Genomic DNA, 16220 nt, shown 5'->3' on the forward strand with positions numbered 1-16220 from the left:
GGGACGCATGATCTCTCCTTCTTGCCCTGCGTCTGCTCGGCTATAGGGGGAGGGTAATGGTTACGCAATCCTCAGGCGGCGGCAGCATGGCGGAGTGTCTGCGCAAGATACGGACGCTGGCGGTCAACAGTGCCCTTGATACGCTGATGGGCGCGCTGGCCGCGGTCGTGGCGATGGGATTGTGCCGTTATCCCGGTGACACGTCATTGTCGTGGCGGGGCCTGCCTGTCCTTGGCATGGCGGCCATTGTCATTGCGGGCTGGCCTTTTCGCATATTCCAGCAGCACTGGCGTTTTGCCGGGCGGTCCGATTTCTGGCGGCTGGGATGGGCGTGCGCGCTGGCGGGAACCCTTGTCATGGGCGGACTTGCGCCGTGGTGGGGGCCGGGCGCCGTGGCGTTTGGCGTGGCGTACGCCATGGCGGCTTTCGTCATCATGGCGGGCACGCGGGCGGCCTACCAGCGGTGGCGATATTACCGCAATGGCCGGGACACCGCGCGCCGGCGCGTGATTCTGCTGGGTGATGGGGAGGATGCCAGCCGCTTCCTCAGCCTGATGCCGGATATGGGCGGGCTGGTCGTGGGCATGGTGGTCGAGGGCCGCCAGCGCCGTCCCGGCCGGCGGCTGCGCGGCGTGCCGGTGCTGGGACAGGTCACGGACCTGCCGGACATCCTGTCATCCTTCCACGCGGAAGACGACCTGCTGCTGGTGGTGGCGGACCCACGCTTCAGGGGGGAACGGCTGTCCACCGTGCTGCGGATGGCGCAGGCAACGGGCACGCAGGTCCGCTGCATGCCCGACCTGTCGGAAATCGCACGAAGTGCTACGGCGCCGTTGCATCCGGTCAGGTTGTCCGACCTGCTTAACCGCCCGGCCATCGCACCGGACGGGCAGGGGATTGCGGACATGCTGCGGGGGCGGTGCGTGCTGATTACGGGGGCTGGGGGATCGATCGGCAGCGAACTGGCCCGCCAGATCGCAGGCCACGGTCCCGATCAGCTTATCCTGCTGGACATGGGGGAATTCCCGTTATGGCAGGTGGATATCGACCTTGCGGAAAAGGCGCCTGACGTCACGCGGCATCTTGTCCTGGCCGATATACGCGATGCCGGACGGATGGAGCGTATCTTCGCCCGGTTCCGTCCCGAACTGGTGTTTCATGCAGCCGCGCTGAAGCACGTGCCCATGGTGGAGGAAAACCCCTGCGAAGGGCTGCTGACCAACGTGACCGGCACCCGCATCGTGGCCGATACCGCGGCCCGGCACGGGGTGACGGCCATGGTTCTGGTTTCAACGGACAAGGCGGTCAATCCCGCCAGTGTCATGGGCGCATCCAAGCGCATTGCGGAAATGTACTGTCAGGCGCTGGATGTGGATGCGCGCAACAGTCGTGACAGCAGCGCCATGCGGTGCGTGACGGTGCGGTTTGGCAATGTCATGGGGTCGACGGGGTCGGTCATTCCCCTGTTTCGCCACCAGCTGGAGTGCGGCGGTCCGCTGACGGTGACGGACCCGCGCATGACGCGGTATTTCATGACGGTATCCGAAGCAGTGGGGCTGGTGCTGCAGGCCAGCGCGCGCGGGGTGGGCGCGCGGGCGGATGGCATGGCCGCGCTTTTGCGCAGTGGCGGGGTGTTCGTGCTGGACATGGGCACGCCGGTGCGCATCGTCGATCTGGCGCGGCAGATGATCGTCCTGGCCGGACTGCGGCCCGATCGTGACGTGCAGATCCGTTTTACCGGGCTGCGACCGGGGGAAAAGCTGGCTGAAGATCTGTTTTACAAGCAGGAAATCCTCCAGCCCACCGACTGTCCCGGCCTGCGGATGGCAACGCCGCGTACTGTGGACCTTGCGCAGGTCGCCAATATCATGGATGCACTTACTCTGGCATGCCGGGATGGTGATGGCGCACGCGCGCTGGCGCTTGTCCGCAGGCTTGTCCCCGAATTTGCCCATAACCCGCATGGCGTGGCCACTCCGGACACAGCGGGGCAGATCGATGTGGAAAGGAATGCATCATGAACGCTCCGGCGGACGCACCCATAGGTTTTCTGAACCTGCCCCAGCAGCAGACCCTGATTGCAGATGAGATCAGGCAGCGTGTCGATGCGGTCATGAAACACTGCCGCTTTGTCATGGGGCCTGAAGTCACCGAACTCGAGGGGCGGCTGGCCAGCTACAGTGGCGCTGCGCAGTGTGTTGGCGTCTCGTCCGGGACGGACGCCATCCAGATTGTGCTGATGGCCGAGGGAATCGGCGCGGGCGACGCCGTATTCCTGCCCGCCTTCACCTATACTGCCACGGCGGAGGTACCGCTGGTGCTGGGGGCGACCCCGGTTTTCGTGGATGTGGACCCCGCAACCTTCCAGATCGATCCTGCCAGCCTGCGCCGCCGCATTGCCGATGTCCGCAAGGCAGGCAGGCTGAAGCCGCGTGCGGTCATTGGCGTTGACCTGTTTGGCCAGCCGGCCCCGTGGTCCGAACTGCGCGCGATTGCGGAGGAGGAAAAGCTGTTCCTGATGGCGGACTGTGCGCAGGCTTTTGGCGCGACGCTGTCGGGCCGCAGGCTGGGACGTGAGGCCGTTGCGACCACGCTGTCCTTTTTTCCTTCCAAGCCGCTTGGCGCCTATGGCGATGCGGGTGGCATCCTGACGGATGACCCCAGGCGGGCCGAACTGTACCGGTCGCTGCGCACGCATGGGGAAGGCAAGACCCGGTATGAAGTCCTGCGCACCGGCATGAATGCGCGCCTGGACACCATCCAGGCCGCGATCCTGCTGGCCAAGCTGGATGTGTTCGACATGGAACTGGGGCGCAGGCGCGCCATTGCCGACGCGTATGACGCGGGTATTGCGGGCCACGTGATCCCGCCGGCGCGCGTGCCGGACAGCCACGCTTCGTGGGCGATCTATTCCGTCCTGACGAAGGGGAAGGACGACCGCGCAGCCCTGCAGCACAAGCTGAAAAGCCATGGCGTGGCGTCGGCCATCTATTATCCCCTTCCGCTGCACAAGCAGCCTGCCTATGCCGCCGCACATGATGGTGTAGCGCTGCCGGTGGCGGAAGACCTGTCGCGCCGGATCATGGCGCTGCCGCTGCATGCGGAACTGTCGGATCATGACGTGGGCCGGGTCATCGCGGCCGTGCGTGCATAAGGAGATCATACGCAAATGAGACGCGAGACAGCCCTACTGATCGGGTTCCTTGTCATCACGATCGGTACGGCAGCGGGGTTGTGGCTGATCGCCCTGCCCAATTTCCGGCCCCTCAGCTTTCCCACCATGGAAGCCGGCACCATTGCCGTCGGCCCCATGCGCAAGGAACGCACGCTGACGGCAACGCAGGTCCATACGCTCAATGACTGGCTGCAGGCCCATACCGCAGGCTGGGGCCCGCTGGGCCAGACCCCGCCGTCCAGCGGGGACGCAGTTCTGGAAATGCAGGTCGAACACAAGGGCGACCAGCCCGCGGGCGATGCGACGCAGCCCTACCGCATTACGTTGTGGACCGGGATCAGCGCTGCAGACTGGAACAACACCGTGTTTGTGGAAGAACGCCCCGGCGCGGTCATCCGCTTCCATCATTTCAAGGACAAGGATTTCAACGCCCTGCGTGATCTGGTCAACCAGTACGATTATCCCCGGTCCGCTTTCCCATGACCCTGGTGCGCGCGGATACGGCTGGCCTGATCTTTGACTGCGACGGCACGCTGGTCGATAGCCTGCCCCTCTACCGCGAAGGCTGGATGGCGGCCCTTGAGGACGCCATAAGGCAGGCCGTGCCGCCTGAATGGTTCCATGGCCATGGCGGGATGTCCGAGCATATGGTGCTGGATATTGTCGAGGCGCGACTGGGCCAGCGCGTGGACCGCGACGGCATTATTTCGCAGGCGCGCGAAAGCATGCTGCGCAAGCTGCATGTGCTGCGGGAAATTACCGTGGTGGCGGACATTGCCCGCGCGTACCATGGACGCCTGCCCATGGCGGTGGCGTCCAACGGGTCACGGCAGATTGTCTCCGCCTGTCTGCGTCATCTTGGGCTGGAACGGCTGTTTGACGTCATCATCACCATAGATGACGTGACAAATCCGAAACCCGCGCCGGACATGTTCCTGCTGGCGGCGGGCAGGCTGGACCTTGCGCCTGCATCCTGCCTCGTGTTCGAGGACAGCCGGGAGGGAATGCTGGCGGCCACCCGCGCGGGCATGACGCATGTGGACGTGAATACGCTGCTGCCCTGAGGCACGGCGTGCGGATGAATGGCAGACGGGGGCGGGAGCATGATCTCCCGCCCCCGTTTTGCGTTCATACCCGTTCGTCGTCCTTCAGCTTCGGGGTCGCGCGATCCGCGGTCGCCAGCAGGGCCGCCGTAAGTGGCGAGGCCAGGATAAGCCCCGGAATGCCAAGGATGGTGCCAAAGATCGTCTGGGACAGGATGGTCAGCCCGGGCGGCATCTGCACCGCGTGGCGCTGGATCAGCGGCGCCATGACGTTCCCTTCGAAAAACTGGATGGCGGCATACAGTCCCAGCACCATGAACCCTTCGCGTGTGCCCTGCGACAGGCCGATCAGCACGGCTGGCACCGCGCCGACAAAGGCGCCGATATAGGGAATGAAGTTGGCCATGCCCGCCACAACCCCCAGCGCCAGCGCCAGCGGCACGCCAATGCACCATAGCCCGATGAAGGACAGCAGCCCCACAACGGTCATGTCCAGCGCCTGCCCCGCCGTCCATGCCCACAGGGTACGGCCCGCCGTCAGCAGCAGTTCACGCGATGTGTGGCGGTATTCATGCGGGATCAGCCGCAGCATGCCGTTGACATACAGTTCGGGCGAGATGGCGAAATACAGCCCCGCGATCAGGATGACCGCCAGCGTGCCGGCCGCCCCGAACGCGGAGGAGACGAACCCCGTCATCGACCCCGCCAGCGATCCGAATCCGCCGCTGCTGGCTGCCTGTTCGTTCCCGCCCAGCGTGGTGGGCAGGTTGTCGAGGATCATCCGCCCGGTGGAGGAATGGCCCATGCTGTCGCGCAGGTTGTGGGCCTGCTCACTCAGCGCGGTGCGCAGTTTCAGGGCCTGTTCCGATATTTCGGGGCCGCTGCTCCAGATCAGTCCGGTCAGCGCGCCGATTATGACCACGACCACCGCCGTAAGGGACAGCCAGTAGGGCATGTGCGTGCGGCGTTCCAGCAGCCCGGCAAGGTTGTGCAGGATCACGGCGACAAGGGTTGCCGCGAAAATGACCATCAGCACATCGCCCACCACCCAGATCAGCATGACCACGATGGTAATGACCAGCGTCAGCCGCAGCAGGGCATAGATGCGCGCAAGCTGTTGCGCGCGCGGGTCGGGTGTGTCGTCTTTTTTCGGGGAAGAACCGGAATCCGGCGCGTGGCCGTTTGTAGCGTCGGTAGATGCCGACGGGGGGGAGGCTGTCATCTATATGTCCGTATGGTGGGCATGAAACGGGCTGCATGGAATGTGAACGCCAGCACGGCCACAGCCGGGTTAACGTCCCCGGAGGGGTATGGATTGCGCTGGCCTAAAATTCCGCTAACTGACGGCGGGTCAGGGCGCGTGGGATACAGGCGGGCGTATCCCTGCGTGACCGGTTAAGGCGTAAGCCAATATTTCCTGTCGGAAAAGGGCAGACATGTGAGCACTCCGGATATTTCATCTTCGCGTCCGGCCATGCCCGCGCGCCTCGGGGCGGCAGGGTGGGCACTGGCTGTTGCAACCTTTGCCATAGGCACGGGGGAGTTCGCATTGATGGCGATGCTGCCCGGTGTCGCCCGTTCGCTGGGCATCTCGGTGCCGGTGGCGGGGCATGTCATCAGTTCCTATGCCATGGGCGTGGTGATTGGTGCCCCGCTTGTCGCCCTTGTCGGCGCGCGCCTGTCACGGCGCAGGCTGCTGCTGGCGCTGCAGGCGATGTTTGTCGTGGGCAATGCGGCATCGGCGCTGGCGCCGGGCTATGGCGCGCTGCTGGTCATACGGTTCCTGACCGGGCTGCCGCATGGGGCCTTCTACGGTGTGGCGGCACTGGTCGCGGCGGACATGGCCGATCCCGCGCGGCGGGGACGGGCGGTGGCTGGCGTGTTCGTGGGGCTGACGGTCGCCCATGTGGTGGGGGTGCCGCTGGTGACATGGGCGGGACAGATGTTGGGCTGGCGCGCGGTTTACGGGTTCATCACGGGCATGGAGCTTCTGGCCCTTGTCATGATCGCGCGCACGGTGCCCGCCATGACGCCCGACCTGCAGGGGTCACTGTTACGCGAAATGGGGGCGCTGCGCCGGCCACAGGTCTGGTTCACGCTGGCGACCGGGGCAATCGGTTTTGGCGGCATGTTCTGCGTCGGTACATACCTGTCAACGGTGCTGCTGGGCGTGACCGGGGTGCCTGCCTATGTCGTGCCGCTGTCGCAGTCGCTGTGGGGTGTGGGCATGGTGGCGGGCAACATGGCGGGCGCGCGGCTGGTGGATATCAGCCCCGTCCTTGCGGTGGTGGTGACGCTGGTGGCCAGCACGGTCATGCTGTGCCTGTTTTCCCTGTGCGCACACAGCATGGTGCCGGTGCTGATCGTGACCAGCCTGATGGGGGGCATCATCGCCCTGCTGCCCGCGCTGCAGACACGGCTTATGGACGTGGCCGGGGATGCGCAGGGGCTGGTGGCGGCGCTGAACCATTCCGCTGTCAATGTGGCCAATGCATTTGGCGCGTGGCTGGGCGGGATGGTGATCGCAGCGGGCTACGGCGCGCAGGACGTGGGCTGGGCGGGCGCCGGGCTGTCGGCGGCGGGACTGGCGGTTTTCCTGACCGGGCTGCTGGCGCGGCGTGGCAGCGCGCGTTCTGTACCTGACCTAGTTTAGGAATTATCTCAACTCAGGCAATTGATGAATGGGGCATAAAAGGTTCCGGACATCGCCTCCTTGAAAAAGGCGGCGTCCAGAACGCCTCCATGCCGTGTGGGCCGGTGTTTATTCCGCGCTGGCGGCTTCCAGTTCCGTTTCTGCTTCCAGCCAGTCTTCTTCCGCGCGGTCATGTTCGCGCGCGATGGCGGCCAGACGGGTGTTCAGCGCGGTGACTTCATCGGCCCTGCCGCTTTCATACAGCTTCGGGTCGGCCAGACGGGCTTCCAGCTTCGCGCGTTCGGCCACCAGTCGGGCCATCAGCTGTTCCGCGTCACGGATGCGCTTGCGCAGCGGGGCCGTGGCCTTGCGGGCTTCGGCGCGTTCGCGGCGGTCGTCGCGTTTCGGGGCGGCGGCAGGGCGGGCGGGGTCGTTGTTCGATACCGCGCGCGCGCGTTCGGTCAGCCACGTGCGGTATTCCGCCATGTCGCCGTCAAACGGACGCACGGTGCCATCGCCCACCAGCCACAGCCGGTCGGCCACCAGTTCAACCAGATGCGGGTCATGGCTGATCAGCAGGACCGCACCTTCGAATTCCGCCAATGCGCGGATCAGCGCATCGCGTGCGTCAAGGTCAAGATGGTTGGTCGGTTCATCCAGAATCAGCAGGTGCGGCGCATCGCGCGTGGCCAGTGCCAGCAGCAGGCGGGCCTTTTCGCCCCCGGACAGGTCGCGCGTGGGTGTTTCCGCACGTTCCGCGTCCAGCCCGAAGCGGGCAAGCTGCGCGCGCACGGCGGGCGGCGTGGCGTCGGGCAGGGCGCGGGCCATGTGGTCCACCGGGGTTTCGTCGGGGCGCAGTTCCTCGGCCTGATGCTGGGCGAAATAGCCGACCTTCAGCTTCGGACTGTGCTGCATTGTGCCCGATTGCGGTTCCAGCCGTCCCGCCACCAGCTTGGCGAAGGTGGATTTGCCGTTGCCGTTCGCACCCAGCAGGGCGATCCGGTCTTCCATGTCGATGCGCAGCGACAGGTTGGACAGGATGGTGTGGTCGCCATACCCGGCCGAAACCCGTTCCATGGTCAGCATGGGCGGCGGCAGGGGGGAGGGTTCGGGAAAGGAAAAGTGGCTGGGCGTATCCTCCACCACGCTGTCGATCTGCGGCAGTTTTTCCAGCGCCTTGATGCGGGCCTGCGCCTGCTTGGCCTTGGTGGCCTTGGCGCGGAAACGGTCCACGAAGGACTGCATGTGCGCGCGCTTGGCATTGATGCGTTCGGCCATGCGGGCCTGCTGCAGGGCCTGTTCGGTGCGGACGCGCACGAATTCCTCATACCCGCCCGGCGTCAGCGTCAGCTTGCCGCGGTCCAGATGGGCGATGGCGTCAACCGCGCGGTCCAGCAGCCCCCGGTCGTGACTGACGATCAGGGCCGCGCCCGAAAAGCGCGCCAGCCAGTTTTCCAGCCAGATCGTGGCCTCAAGATCGAGGTGGTTGGTCGGCTCATCCAGCAACAGCAGGTCGGGGTTGAGGAACAGCGCGGTGGCAAGGGCGACGCGCATGCGCCACCCGCCCGAAAAGTCCGATACCGGGCGTGTCTGCGCCTGCGCATCGAACCCCAGCCCGGACAGGATGGCCGCCGCCCGCGCCGGTGCGCTGTGGGCATCAATCGCCAGCAGGCGTTCATGAATGTCGGCAATGCGGGCGGGATCGGTCGTGGTTTCGGATTCGCGCAGCAGCTCCGTCCGTTCGGTATCGCCCGCCAGCACCGTATCCAGCAGCGAGCCATAGCCCGTGGGCGCTTCCTGCCTGATCCGCGCCATGCGCGCGCGCGACGACATGTGGATCGTGCCGCCATCGGGCGCGATATCCCCCGCGATTGCGGCCAGAAGGGTTGATTTGCCTGCCCCGTTGCGGCCGACCAGGCCGATCTTGCGCCCCGGATCAATGCTCAGGCTGGCACCATCAAGCAGGGTGCGTCCTGCGATGCGCAGGGTCAGGTCGGATATGACGAGCAGGCTCACGGGCGGAAAACTCCGGCAATATGGGGGACATGGCTGGTTTCGTGCGGGTTGTACCTACCAGTCTGCGGCGATATGCTCTAGATGGCGCTTGTAAGGTGATGTCGGCTTATGTCCAATGCCGCCTCGTATATTTCAGAACCCGTTTGAAAGGAGCTGTCCCATGGCAGTCGAACGTACCCTCTCGATCATCAAGCCCGATGCGACCCGCCGCAACCTGACCGGCAAGATCAATGCCGTGTTCGAAGGCAACGGCCTGCGCATCGTCGCACAGAAGCGCATCCAGCTGACGAAGGCGACCGCTGGCGCATTCTATGAAGTGCACAAGGAACGCCCGTTCTACAACGATCTGGTGTCCTTCATGATCTCTGGCCCGGTCGTGGTGCAGGTTCTCGAAGGTGAGAACGCTGTCCTGAAGAACCGCGAAGTGATGGGTGCCACCGACCCGAAGAAGGCCGAAGCCCACACCATCCGTGCGCAGTTTGCCGAAAGCATCGAAGCAAACTCCGTCCACGGTTCCGACAGCCTTGAAAACGCGAAGAACGAAATTTCCTTCTTCTTCGCCGGCACGGAAATCCTGCCCTGATCCCTATGGGTCATGGTGGCGGGGGCTTTCGTCCCCGCTAATGGAAAAGCCGGCCCTCGGGCCGGCTTTTTTCATGTCTGGAGGCTGTTCAGAAAGGCAGCCTTTGCGCCATCGCGCAGAACATCAAAGAAGTTTTTGGTGAAGCTTTTTTCAAAAAGCTTCAGAAGACGCTGCCCTTTGAAGAGGGCAGCACCTGAAAACGTTTGTTTTTGTCTATCAACGATCAGACCGATAGCAGGCAGTCCGCCGCGGTGGCGGCGGGCGCTGCATCTGGAACCAGCACGCGCCGCAGCGCGGCGGGATACAGGCGGTGCTCCTGCTGCAGTACGCGCGCGCCCAGCACATCGGGTGTATCATCGGCCAGAACGGGCACCGCCGCCTGCCCGATGATCGGGCCTTCATCCATCCCCTCCGTCACCCAGTGGACGGTGCAGCCATGGATGCGCGCGCCACTTTCCAGCGCGCGTTCATGCGTATGCAGCCCGGGGAAGGCCGGCAGCAGACTGGGGTGGATGTTCAGCATCCGCCCCGCCCATGCGGTGGTCAGGAACGGGGTCAGCAGGCGCATGTAGCCCGCAAGGCAGACATATTCCACGCCCGCCGCGTGCAGTGCCGCGTCCAGTGCGCGTTCGTGCGCTGCGCGGTCCCGGCGGTAGTCGCGATGGTCGATGGCCTGTGTGGCAAGGCCCGCCGCGCGCGCCACCTCCAGGCCCGGCGCATCGGGGTTGTTGCTCAGCACAAGGGCGATGCGGGCGGGGTAATCGGGGCGGGCGCACGAATCGATCAGCGCGCGCATGTTGCTGCCGCGCCCGCTGATCAGGATCGCGATGGGTGTTTTATAGGTCACAGGCCGGTTCAGTCACGCAGTTCGGGCAGTTCGTCAAAGCTCAGCGTGGCCGGGCTGTCGGGGCTGTCGCCCTGCGTGATCGTGCCGATGACAAAAGCCTGCTGCCCGCGTGCGGTCAGGCGTGCCATGGCGGCGTCGCTGTCGCGCACCACCAGCACCATGCCCACGCCGCAGTTGAAGACGCGCAGCATTTCTTCGGTCGTGACATTGCCGATGCTGGCCAGCCACGGGAAGACCGGCGGGATCGGCCATGCCGTGCCATCCACCACCGCCCGCACGCCCTCTGGCAGTACGCGCGGCAGGTTGCCCGGCAGGCCGCCGCCCGTAATGTGGGCCGCCCCCACCAGAAGGCCCGCGTGGTGCAGGTCCAGCACCGGGCGGACATACAGCGTGGTGGGCGTCATCAGCGCCTGCGCCAGTGTCTGGCCATCGGCGAAGGGGCACGGTGCGTCCCATGCCAGTCCGCTGCGCCTGACGATGTCGCGTACCAGCGAGAATCCATTGGAATGCACGCCGGCGGAGGGCAGGGCGATCAGCGTATCGCCGGGCCGGATATCACCCGGCAGCAGCGCCGTGCGTTCCGCCGCCCCGACCGAGAAACCGGCAAGGTCATAATGGCCGGGCGCGTACATGCCCGGCATTTCCGCGGTCTCCCCCCCCACCAGCGCGCAGCCGGAGTCGGCACAGCCTCTGGCGATGCCACGCACGACCTTGGCCGCGTCCTCGATCGACAGTTTGCCGGTCGCGAAATAATCCAGGAAGAACAGCGGTGTTGCGCCCTGCACCACCAGGTCGTTGACGCACATGGCGACAAGGTCGATGCCCACCGTCTCATGCAGGCCGCTTTCAATGGCGATCATGAGCTTGGTGCCCACGCCATCGGTGCAGGACACCAGGATGGGATCGGAAAAACCGGCCGCCTTCAGGTCAAACAGCGCGCCGAAACCGCCCAGGCCCCCCATGGTGCCGGGACGGTCCGTTGCCTTGGCGGCGGGCTTGATGACTTCGACAAGCGCGTCACCGGCGGCAATGTCCACCCCGGCATCGCGGTAGGTGGCGCCAGGCGCTGTATCGGATGAAGCATTGGGCGGGCAGGGGGCGGACGTCATGCGGGGGCCTTTTTCGTAATCAAACTATCACTTTCCCGGACTCCCGCACGCGGGCTATGAAAACCGTCGTATGGGACCGGGGTCGAACGGACTTCCGGCCTTCTTTACGTCAAGGCGGGGCAACGCACAAAGCGGTGGTTGAAGGCACGAAGCTGAAAACGGATGAAAACGCGGTTGCGGGGGTGATCGGGCAACTGGTGTTGCCGTTTGCCCACACGCCACGTTTTGCAGTGGGGGACTTTGTCTTTTCCGCTTCCAACGCGGCTGCGCGCAGCTGGGTTCTTGGTCCCACGCCATGGCCCGAGCGCAGGCTGGCACTGTGGGGGGCGGCCGGCACGGGCAAGACCCATATGCTGGAAATATGGGCGCGTGTGCATGATGCGGTGCTGCTGCATGGCGGCAGCCTGTCCCTTGCACATGTCACCGCCCTGTTCGCCGCGCGCGCCACGGGGGCTCCGGTCATGGCCATGGCGGTGGACCGGGCCGATGAATGCAGGGATGAACGCGCGCTGCTGCACCTGCTCAATACCGCGCGTGAACAGCGGATTGCCCTGCTTCTGGGCGGGCGGACACCACCGGCGCGCTGGCCCGTGGCCCTGCCTGACCTGGCCAGCAGGCTGCGCGCGACCATGGCGGTGGCCATACGGCAGCCGGGCGACGGGCTGCTGCGCGTGCTGCTGCTGCGCCTGCTGGCGGAACGGCAGATTGTCGTATCGCAGCCGGTTGTGGAATGGCTTCTGCGGCGCCTGCCACGGACTGCGCGGGCGATGCAGGACGCGGTGGACCGGCTGGATCATGCCGCCCTTGCCTGCGGGCGGCCCATTACCCGCGGCCTTGCCGCACGCGCGTTGGCGGACATGCTGGTGGACACGATATCGGCCGCCGCCAGCGTGCCCGGGGACTGAACCATACGGTTGCTCTGGCCAACAGGCGTGTCGCTGGCCTAGGGTCATATGCAACAAAGAACACCACCCCCGAACGGGAGACCGAATCCATTGGCTACATCGCCACGCAAAGCCCCGGAAGATACCCCGCGCAAGCCGCGTCCGCGCGCGCGCAGCCGCAAGCCGGCCGCGACCGGGCGGCAGGTTGCGGTACGTGCGCCGATGGAACCCGTACCCGACGCCACATCGCCCGCGCGCTTCATCAACCGTGAACTGTCATGGCTCGATTTCAACCAGCGCGTGGTGGACGAAGCCGACAACCCACGCAATCCGCTGCTTGAACGCGTGCGCTTCCTGTCGATCAGCGCCAGCAACCTTGACGAGTTCTATTCCGTGCGCGTGGCCGGGCTGGTGGGGCAGGTGCGCGAGGGGCTGGTCAAGACATCCCCCGACGGGCTGACGCCACAGCAGCAGCTGTCCGCCGTGCGCGAGCGTACCGGGCGCCTGCTGCAGGAACAGCAGCGCATCTGGCGCGACCTGCAGCGCGAGCTGGAGGAGGCGGGCATTGTCGTGCGCGATGAAATCTCCTTCACGCCAGAGGAGCAGGCATGGCTGGAAACCTGTTTCATGGAACGGGTCTTTCCCGTCCTGACCCCGCTGGCCATCGACCCGGCCCATCCGCTGCCCTTCATTCCCAACATGGGTATTGCGCAGGCATTGCGGCTGATGAATGCCGAAACAGGCCAGTTCGTGATGGAGGCGCTGATCCTGCTGCCCGCGCGGATCGAACGCTTCATCCGCCTGCCGGCTGCCCTGTCGCCACCGGGGGTGACGCGTTTCATCCTGCTGGAACGGCTGATTGTCATGTGCATCGACCGCCTGTTCCCCGGTCTTGTGGCAGGGGACTGGGGGGTGATGCGCGTGGTGCGCGATACGGACGTGGAATTCGAGGACGAGGCCGAGGATCTGGTCCGGTCGTATGAAAGCGCGCTGAAACGCCGCAGGCGGGGCGTGGTGATCCATCTGGACATCGAGGCCCGCATGCCCGAGGACCTGGCCCGGTCCATGGCCGAGGGGCTGGCCCCGCCACCGGATGAAGTGTTCGTGCAGTCCGGGCTGATCGGCGTGGTCGACCTCAAGCAGCTGATTGTCGATGACCGGCCCGACCTGCTGTTCGCCCCCTATACCCCACGTTTTCCCGAACGGATTGTCGATTGCGGGGGCGACTGCTTCGCTGCCATCCGCGCGCGCGACATGATCGTGCATCACCCCTTTGAAAGCTTTGACGTGGTGGTGCAGTTCCTGCGTCAGGCCGCCATCGATCCCGCCGTGGTCGCGATCAAGCAGACGCTTTACCGCACATCGCGCGACAGCCCCATCGTCAAGGCCCTGATCGAGGCGGCGGAAGCTGGCAAGGCCGTGACCGCCATGGTGGAACTGCGTGCGCGCTTTGATGAGGAAGCCAACATCCGCCTTGCCCGCGCGCTGGAAGGGGCGGGGGTGCAGGTGGTCTTTGGCTTTTCCGACCTCAAGACGCATGCCAAGCTCAGCCTTGTCGTGCGGCGCGAGGGGGGGGCGTTGCGCTCCTACGCCCATTTCGGCACCGGCAATTATCACCCGATCACGGCGCGGATCTATACCGACCTGTCGTTTTTCACCTGCAATCCCGAACTGGCGCGGGACTCGGCGCGGCTGTTCAATTACATGACCGGCTACGCCGTGCCCGCGCGGATGGAGGCGATCGCATTTTCGCCCGTGACCATCCGCCGCACGATCGAGGAACTGATCGCGGGGGAAATCGCCCATGTGCAGGCAGGCCGTCCGGGGCAGATCTGGCTCAAGATGAACTCACTGGTTGATCCCGACCTGATCGACCGGCTGTACGCCGCGTCATGCGCCGGGGTGAAGATCACGGCCGTGGTGCGGGGGATCTGCTGCCTGCGCCCCGGTGTTCCGGGGCTGTCGGACAATATCAAGGTCAAGTCGATTGTCGGGCGTTTTCTGGAACATGCCCGCATCTACGCCTTTGGCGACGGGCACCGGCTGCCCAGCCGGCAGGCGAAGCTGTATATTTCCTCGGCGGACTGGATGCAGCGCAACATGGACTGGCGGGTGGAAAGCATGGTGCCCATGCTGGACCCGCAGGTCCATGCCCGCGTGCTTGAGCAGATCATGATGATCGACCTCAAGGACAACCTGCAGTCGTGGATTCTACAGCGGAACGGTGTATGGCGTCGGCTGGAGCCGGGGCGTCGACCCTTTTCATCCCATGAATATTTCATGGAACATCCGGTCCATGCAGGACGGGCCACGGTGGGCGATGCCCCGATCCGGGTCAGCGCGTCCCAGCCATGGCATGCGGAACAGACGATTGAGGACTAGGGATTACGGTATGGGTGCGGTCATGGCATGGTGGGCTGGCGACATATGGGGCCGGATGTGACGGTGGATGGCGGGTTTCGCCGCTCGGCGGTCATAGATCTGGGATCGAATTCCGTCCGCCTTGTGGTGTTTGACGGGATTTCGCGCAATCCGGCTCCCATTTTCAATGAAAAGGTGGTCCTGCGACTGGGGCGGGGCCTGAATGCGACGGGACGCCTGAATGAGGAAGCCGTACCCCTGGCGATGGAGGTCATGGCCCGTTTCAACGCCATCGCGCGCGGGATGGAGGCCAGTCCGTTCGAGGTCCTGGCCACCGCCGCCGTGCGTGACGCCAGCAACGGGCCGGAATTCGTGGCGGGGCTGAAATCCCGGCTGCCCGGCGTTCCGATCCGTATCCTGAGCGGGGAGGAGGAAGCCGATTATTCCGCCACCGGCGTCCTGTGCGGCATACCGGACGCCAACGGGCTGGTGGCCGATATTGGCGGCGGGTCGCTGGAACTGATCCGGCTGGAAAACGGGCGCAAGCTCAATGCCTGCACGCTGCCGCTGGGTGTGATCAGGCTGAATGACCGTGCCGATGGCGATCTGGCCCGCGCCCGCGCGCTGGTGGACGAGGATCTGGCCAGGGTTGGGTGGCTGGATGACGTGCATGGCCAGGACCTGTACCTGGTGGGCGGGGCGTTTCGCGCGCTGGCACGCATGCAGATCGCCCGGACGGCCTACCCACTGAATATCGTGCATCTGTACAGCCTCACGCCCGATGTTACGCGGGAAATGGCGGACTGGATCATTGGTGCGGGCAAGCGTTCGCTCGAACGCCTGCCCGGCGTGCCGCGCAAGCGGCTGGAGGATGCGCCTTACGCCGCGACGGTGCTGCGCAGGCTCATGCGGCGTACGCATTCAACGGGGCTGGTGTTCTGTGTCGATGGCCTGCGCGAAGGCTGGTACATGCGCAACGTCGCCGCCAGCGTGTCGGGAAATGACCCGCAGGATGCCGTCGCGCGTGAAATGTGCAGCATGCTGGGACGCAGCATGACCCTGCCCGAACGTCTGGCGGAATGGACCGCGCCCCTTTTCCCGGATGAAGGTCAGGTCGCAACCCGCCTGCGCAGCGTTGCATGCTGGCTGTCGGACGTGGGCGCGCATGATCACCCCGAGTACCGCGCGGAACAGACCTATCTGCGTATCCTGCGCATGCAGGGGGTGGGCTTTACCCATCAGGCGCGTGCGTTCCTGTCACTGACGCTTGCGGTCCGGTATGGCGCGGATCTGTCGGTGGCGTATCTGCAGCCGTCGCGGCAGCTGCTGGATCAGGTACAGTTTGGCCGTGCCGTGGCGCTGGGGCAGGCATTGCGGCTGGCCTATACCGTCAGTGGCGGGACCGAGGCGCTGCTGGATGGCACGCGGCTGGACTGTATGGACGGCGTCCTGTCGCTGCATTTCGCGCCGGGGCGCGATGTGGTGCAGGGCGAAAGCGTGCGCCGCAGGCTGGAACGGCTGGGCACTGCGCTGGATATGACGGTCAGGATCCGCGATCACTGATCTGACC

At 65.3% G+C, this 16220-nt stretch carries 13 protein-coding genes; 9 read left to right on the top strand and 4 right to left on the bottom strand.

What is annotated here, in order from left to right:
* Positions 1–86: 86 nt before the first annotated feature.
* From CFR80_RS01530 to CFR80_RS01545, 4 genes are read left to right on the top strand one after another with little or no spacing between them, the layout of a single operon-like run.
* Positions 87–2021 carry a polysaccharide biosynthesis protein gene (locus CFR80_RS01530; protein WP_110507041.1) on the top strand — a complete coding sequence of 645 codons (1935 nt, stop codon included), beginning with the start codon at positions 87–89 and terminating at the stop codon, positions 2019–2021.
* On the top strand, positions 2018–3154 hold the full coding sequence (locus CFR80_RS01535; RefSeq protein ID WP_010514325.1) for a DegT/DnrJ/EryC1/StrS family aminotransferase: 1137 nt from the start codon (positions 2018–2020) through the stop codon (positions 3152–3154). Before CFR80_RS01530 ends, CFR80_RS01535 begins: the two co-directional genes overlap by 4 nt.
* Positions 3155–3169: 15 nt before the next feature.
* Positions 3170–3658: a hypothetical protein gene (locus tag CFR80_RS01540; protein ID WP_010514326.1), complete on the top strand. Its 489-nt coding sequence runs from the start codon at positions 3170–3172 to the stop codon at positions 3656–3658.
* On the top strand, positions 3655–4239 hold the full coding sequence (locus tag CFR80_RS01545) for an HAD family hydrolase (protein WP_010514327.1): 585 nt from the start codon (positions 3655–3657) through the stop codon (positions 4237–4239). The genes CFR80_RS01540 and CFR80_RS01545 overlap by 4 nt, the downstream gene beginning before the upstream one ends.
* Positions 4240–4303: 64 nt before the next feature.
* Here CFR80_RS01545 and CFR80_RS01550 read toward each other — a convergent pair whose 3' ends face one another.
* Entirely contained in the window at positions 4304–5440 is a 1137-nt protein-coding gene (locus tag CFR80_RS01550; protein WP_010514328.1) for an AI-2E family transporter, read from the bottom strand.
* A 216-nt stretch (positions 5441–5656) separates the two neighbouring features.
* On the opposite strand from CFR80_RS01550, the gene CFR80_RS01555 reads away from it, so the two are divergent.
* Complete coding sequence (locus CFR80_RS01555) at positions 5657–6871, top strand: MFS transporter (protein WP_373636444.1); 1215 nt, start codon at positions 5657–5659, stop codon at positions 6869–6871.
* A gap of 108 nt (positions 6872–6979) precedes the next feature.
* On the opposite strand, the gene CFR80_RS01560 is transcribed toward CFR80_RS01555, so the two are convergent.
* The gene (locus CFR80_RS01560; RefSeq protein WP_010514330.1) at positions 6980–8866 is read right to left on the bottom strand and encodes an ABC-F family ATP-binding cassette domain-containing protein; all 1887 of its coding nucleotides are present in this window, start codon (positions 8864–8866) and stop codon (positions 6980–6982) included.
* 160 nt (positions 8867–9026) lie between these two features.
* On the opposite strand from CFR80_RS01560, the gene ndk reads away from it, so the two are divergent.
* Positions 9027–9449 (top strand): nucleoside-diphosphate kinase, encoded by a 423-nt coding sequence (ndk, locus tag CFR80_RS01565; protein WP_010514331.1) that lies wholly within the window; start codon positions 9027–9029, stop codon positions 9447–9449.
* Positions 9450–9672: 223 nt separating this feature from the next.
* On the opposite strand, the gene purN is transcribed toward ndk, so the two are convergent.
* Together purN and purM are read right to left on the bottom strand one after the other, a co-directional pair.
* Positions 9673–10245: a phosphoribosylglycinamide formyltransferase gene (purN, locus tag CFR80_RS01570; protein ID WP_232275698.1), complete on the bottom strand. Its 573-nt coding sequence runs from the start codon at positions 10243–10245 to the stop codon at positions 9673–9675.
* 59 nt (positions 10246–10304) lie between these two features.
* Positions 10305–11405 (bottom strand): phosphoribosylformylglycinamidine cyclo-ligase, encoded by a 1101-nt coding sequence (gene purM, locus CFR80_RS01575; protein ID WP_010514333.1) that lies wholly within the window; start codon positions 11403–11405, stop codon positions 10305–10307.
* A 134-nt stretch (positions 11406–11539) separates the two neighbouring features.
* Here purM and CFR80_RS01580 point away from each other — a divergent pair, with 134 nt between their 5' ends.
* The 3 genes from CFR80_RS01580 to CFR80_RS01590 all read left to right on the top strand — a co-directional run bounded on the left by CFR80_RS01580 (position 11540) and on the right by CFR80_RS01590 (position 16213).
* Complete coding sequence (locus CFR80_RS01580; RefSeq protein ID WP_010514335.1) at positions 11540–12310, top strand: HdaA/DnaA family protein; 771 nt, start codon at positions 11540–11542, stop codon at positions 12308–12310.
* A 90-nt stretch (positions 12311–12400) separates the two neighbouring features.
* On the top strand, positions 12401–14671 hold the full coding sequence (locus CFR80_RS01585; protein WP_010514336.1) for an RNA degradosome polyphosphate kinase: 2271 nt from the start codon (positions 12401–12403) through the stop codon (positions 14669–14671).
* Positions 14672–14716: 45 nt separating this feature from the next.
* Positions 14717–16213 (top strand): Ppx/GppA family phosphatase, encoded by a 1497-nt coding sequence (locus CFR80_RS01590; protein WP_042658843.1) that lies wholly within the window; start codon positions 14717–14719, stop codon positions 16211–16213.
* The last annotated feature ends 7 nt before the right edge of the window (positions 16214–16220 follow it).

This window comes from Komagataeibacter oboediens, assembly GCF_003207815.1.
In the GTDB taxonomy this organism is placed as follows: Bacteria; Pseudomonadota; Alphaproteobacteria; order Acetobacterales; family Acetobacteraceae; genus Komagataeibacter; species Komagataeibacter oboediens.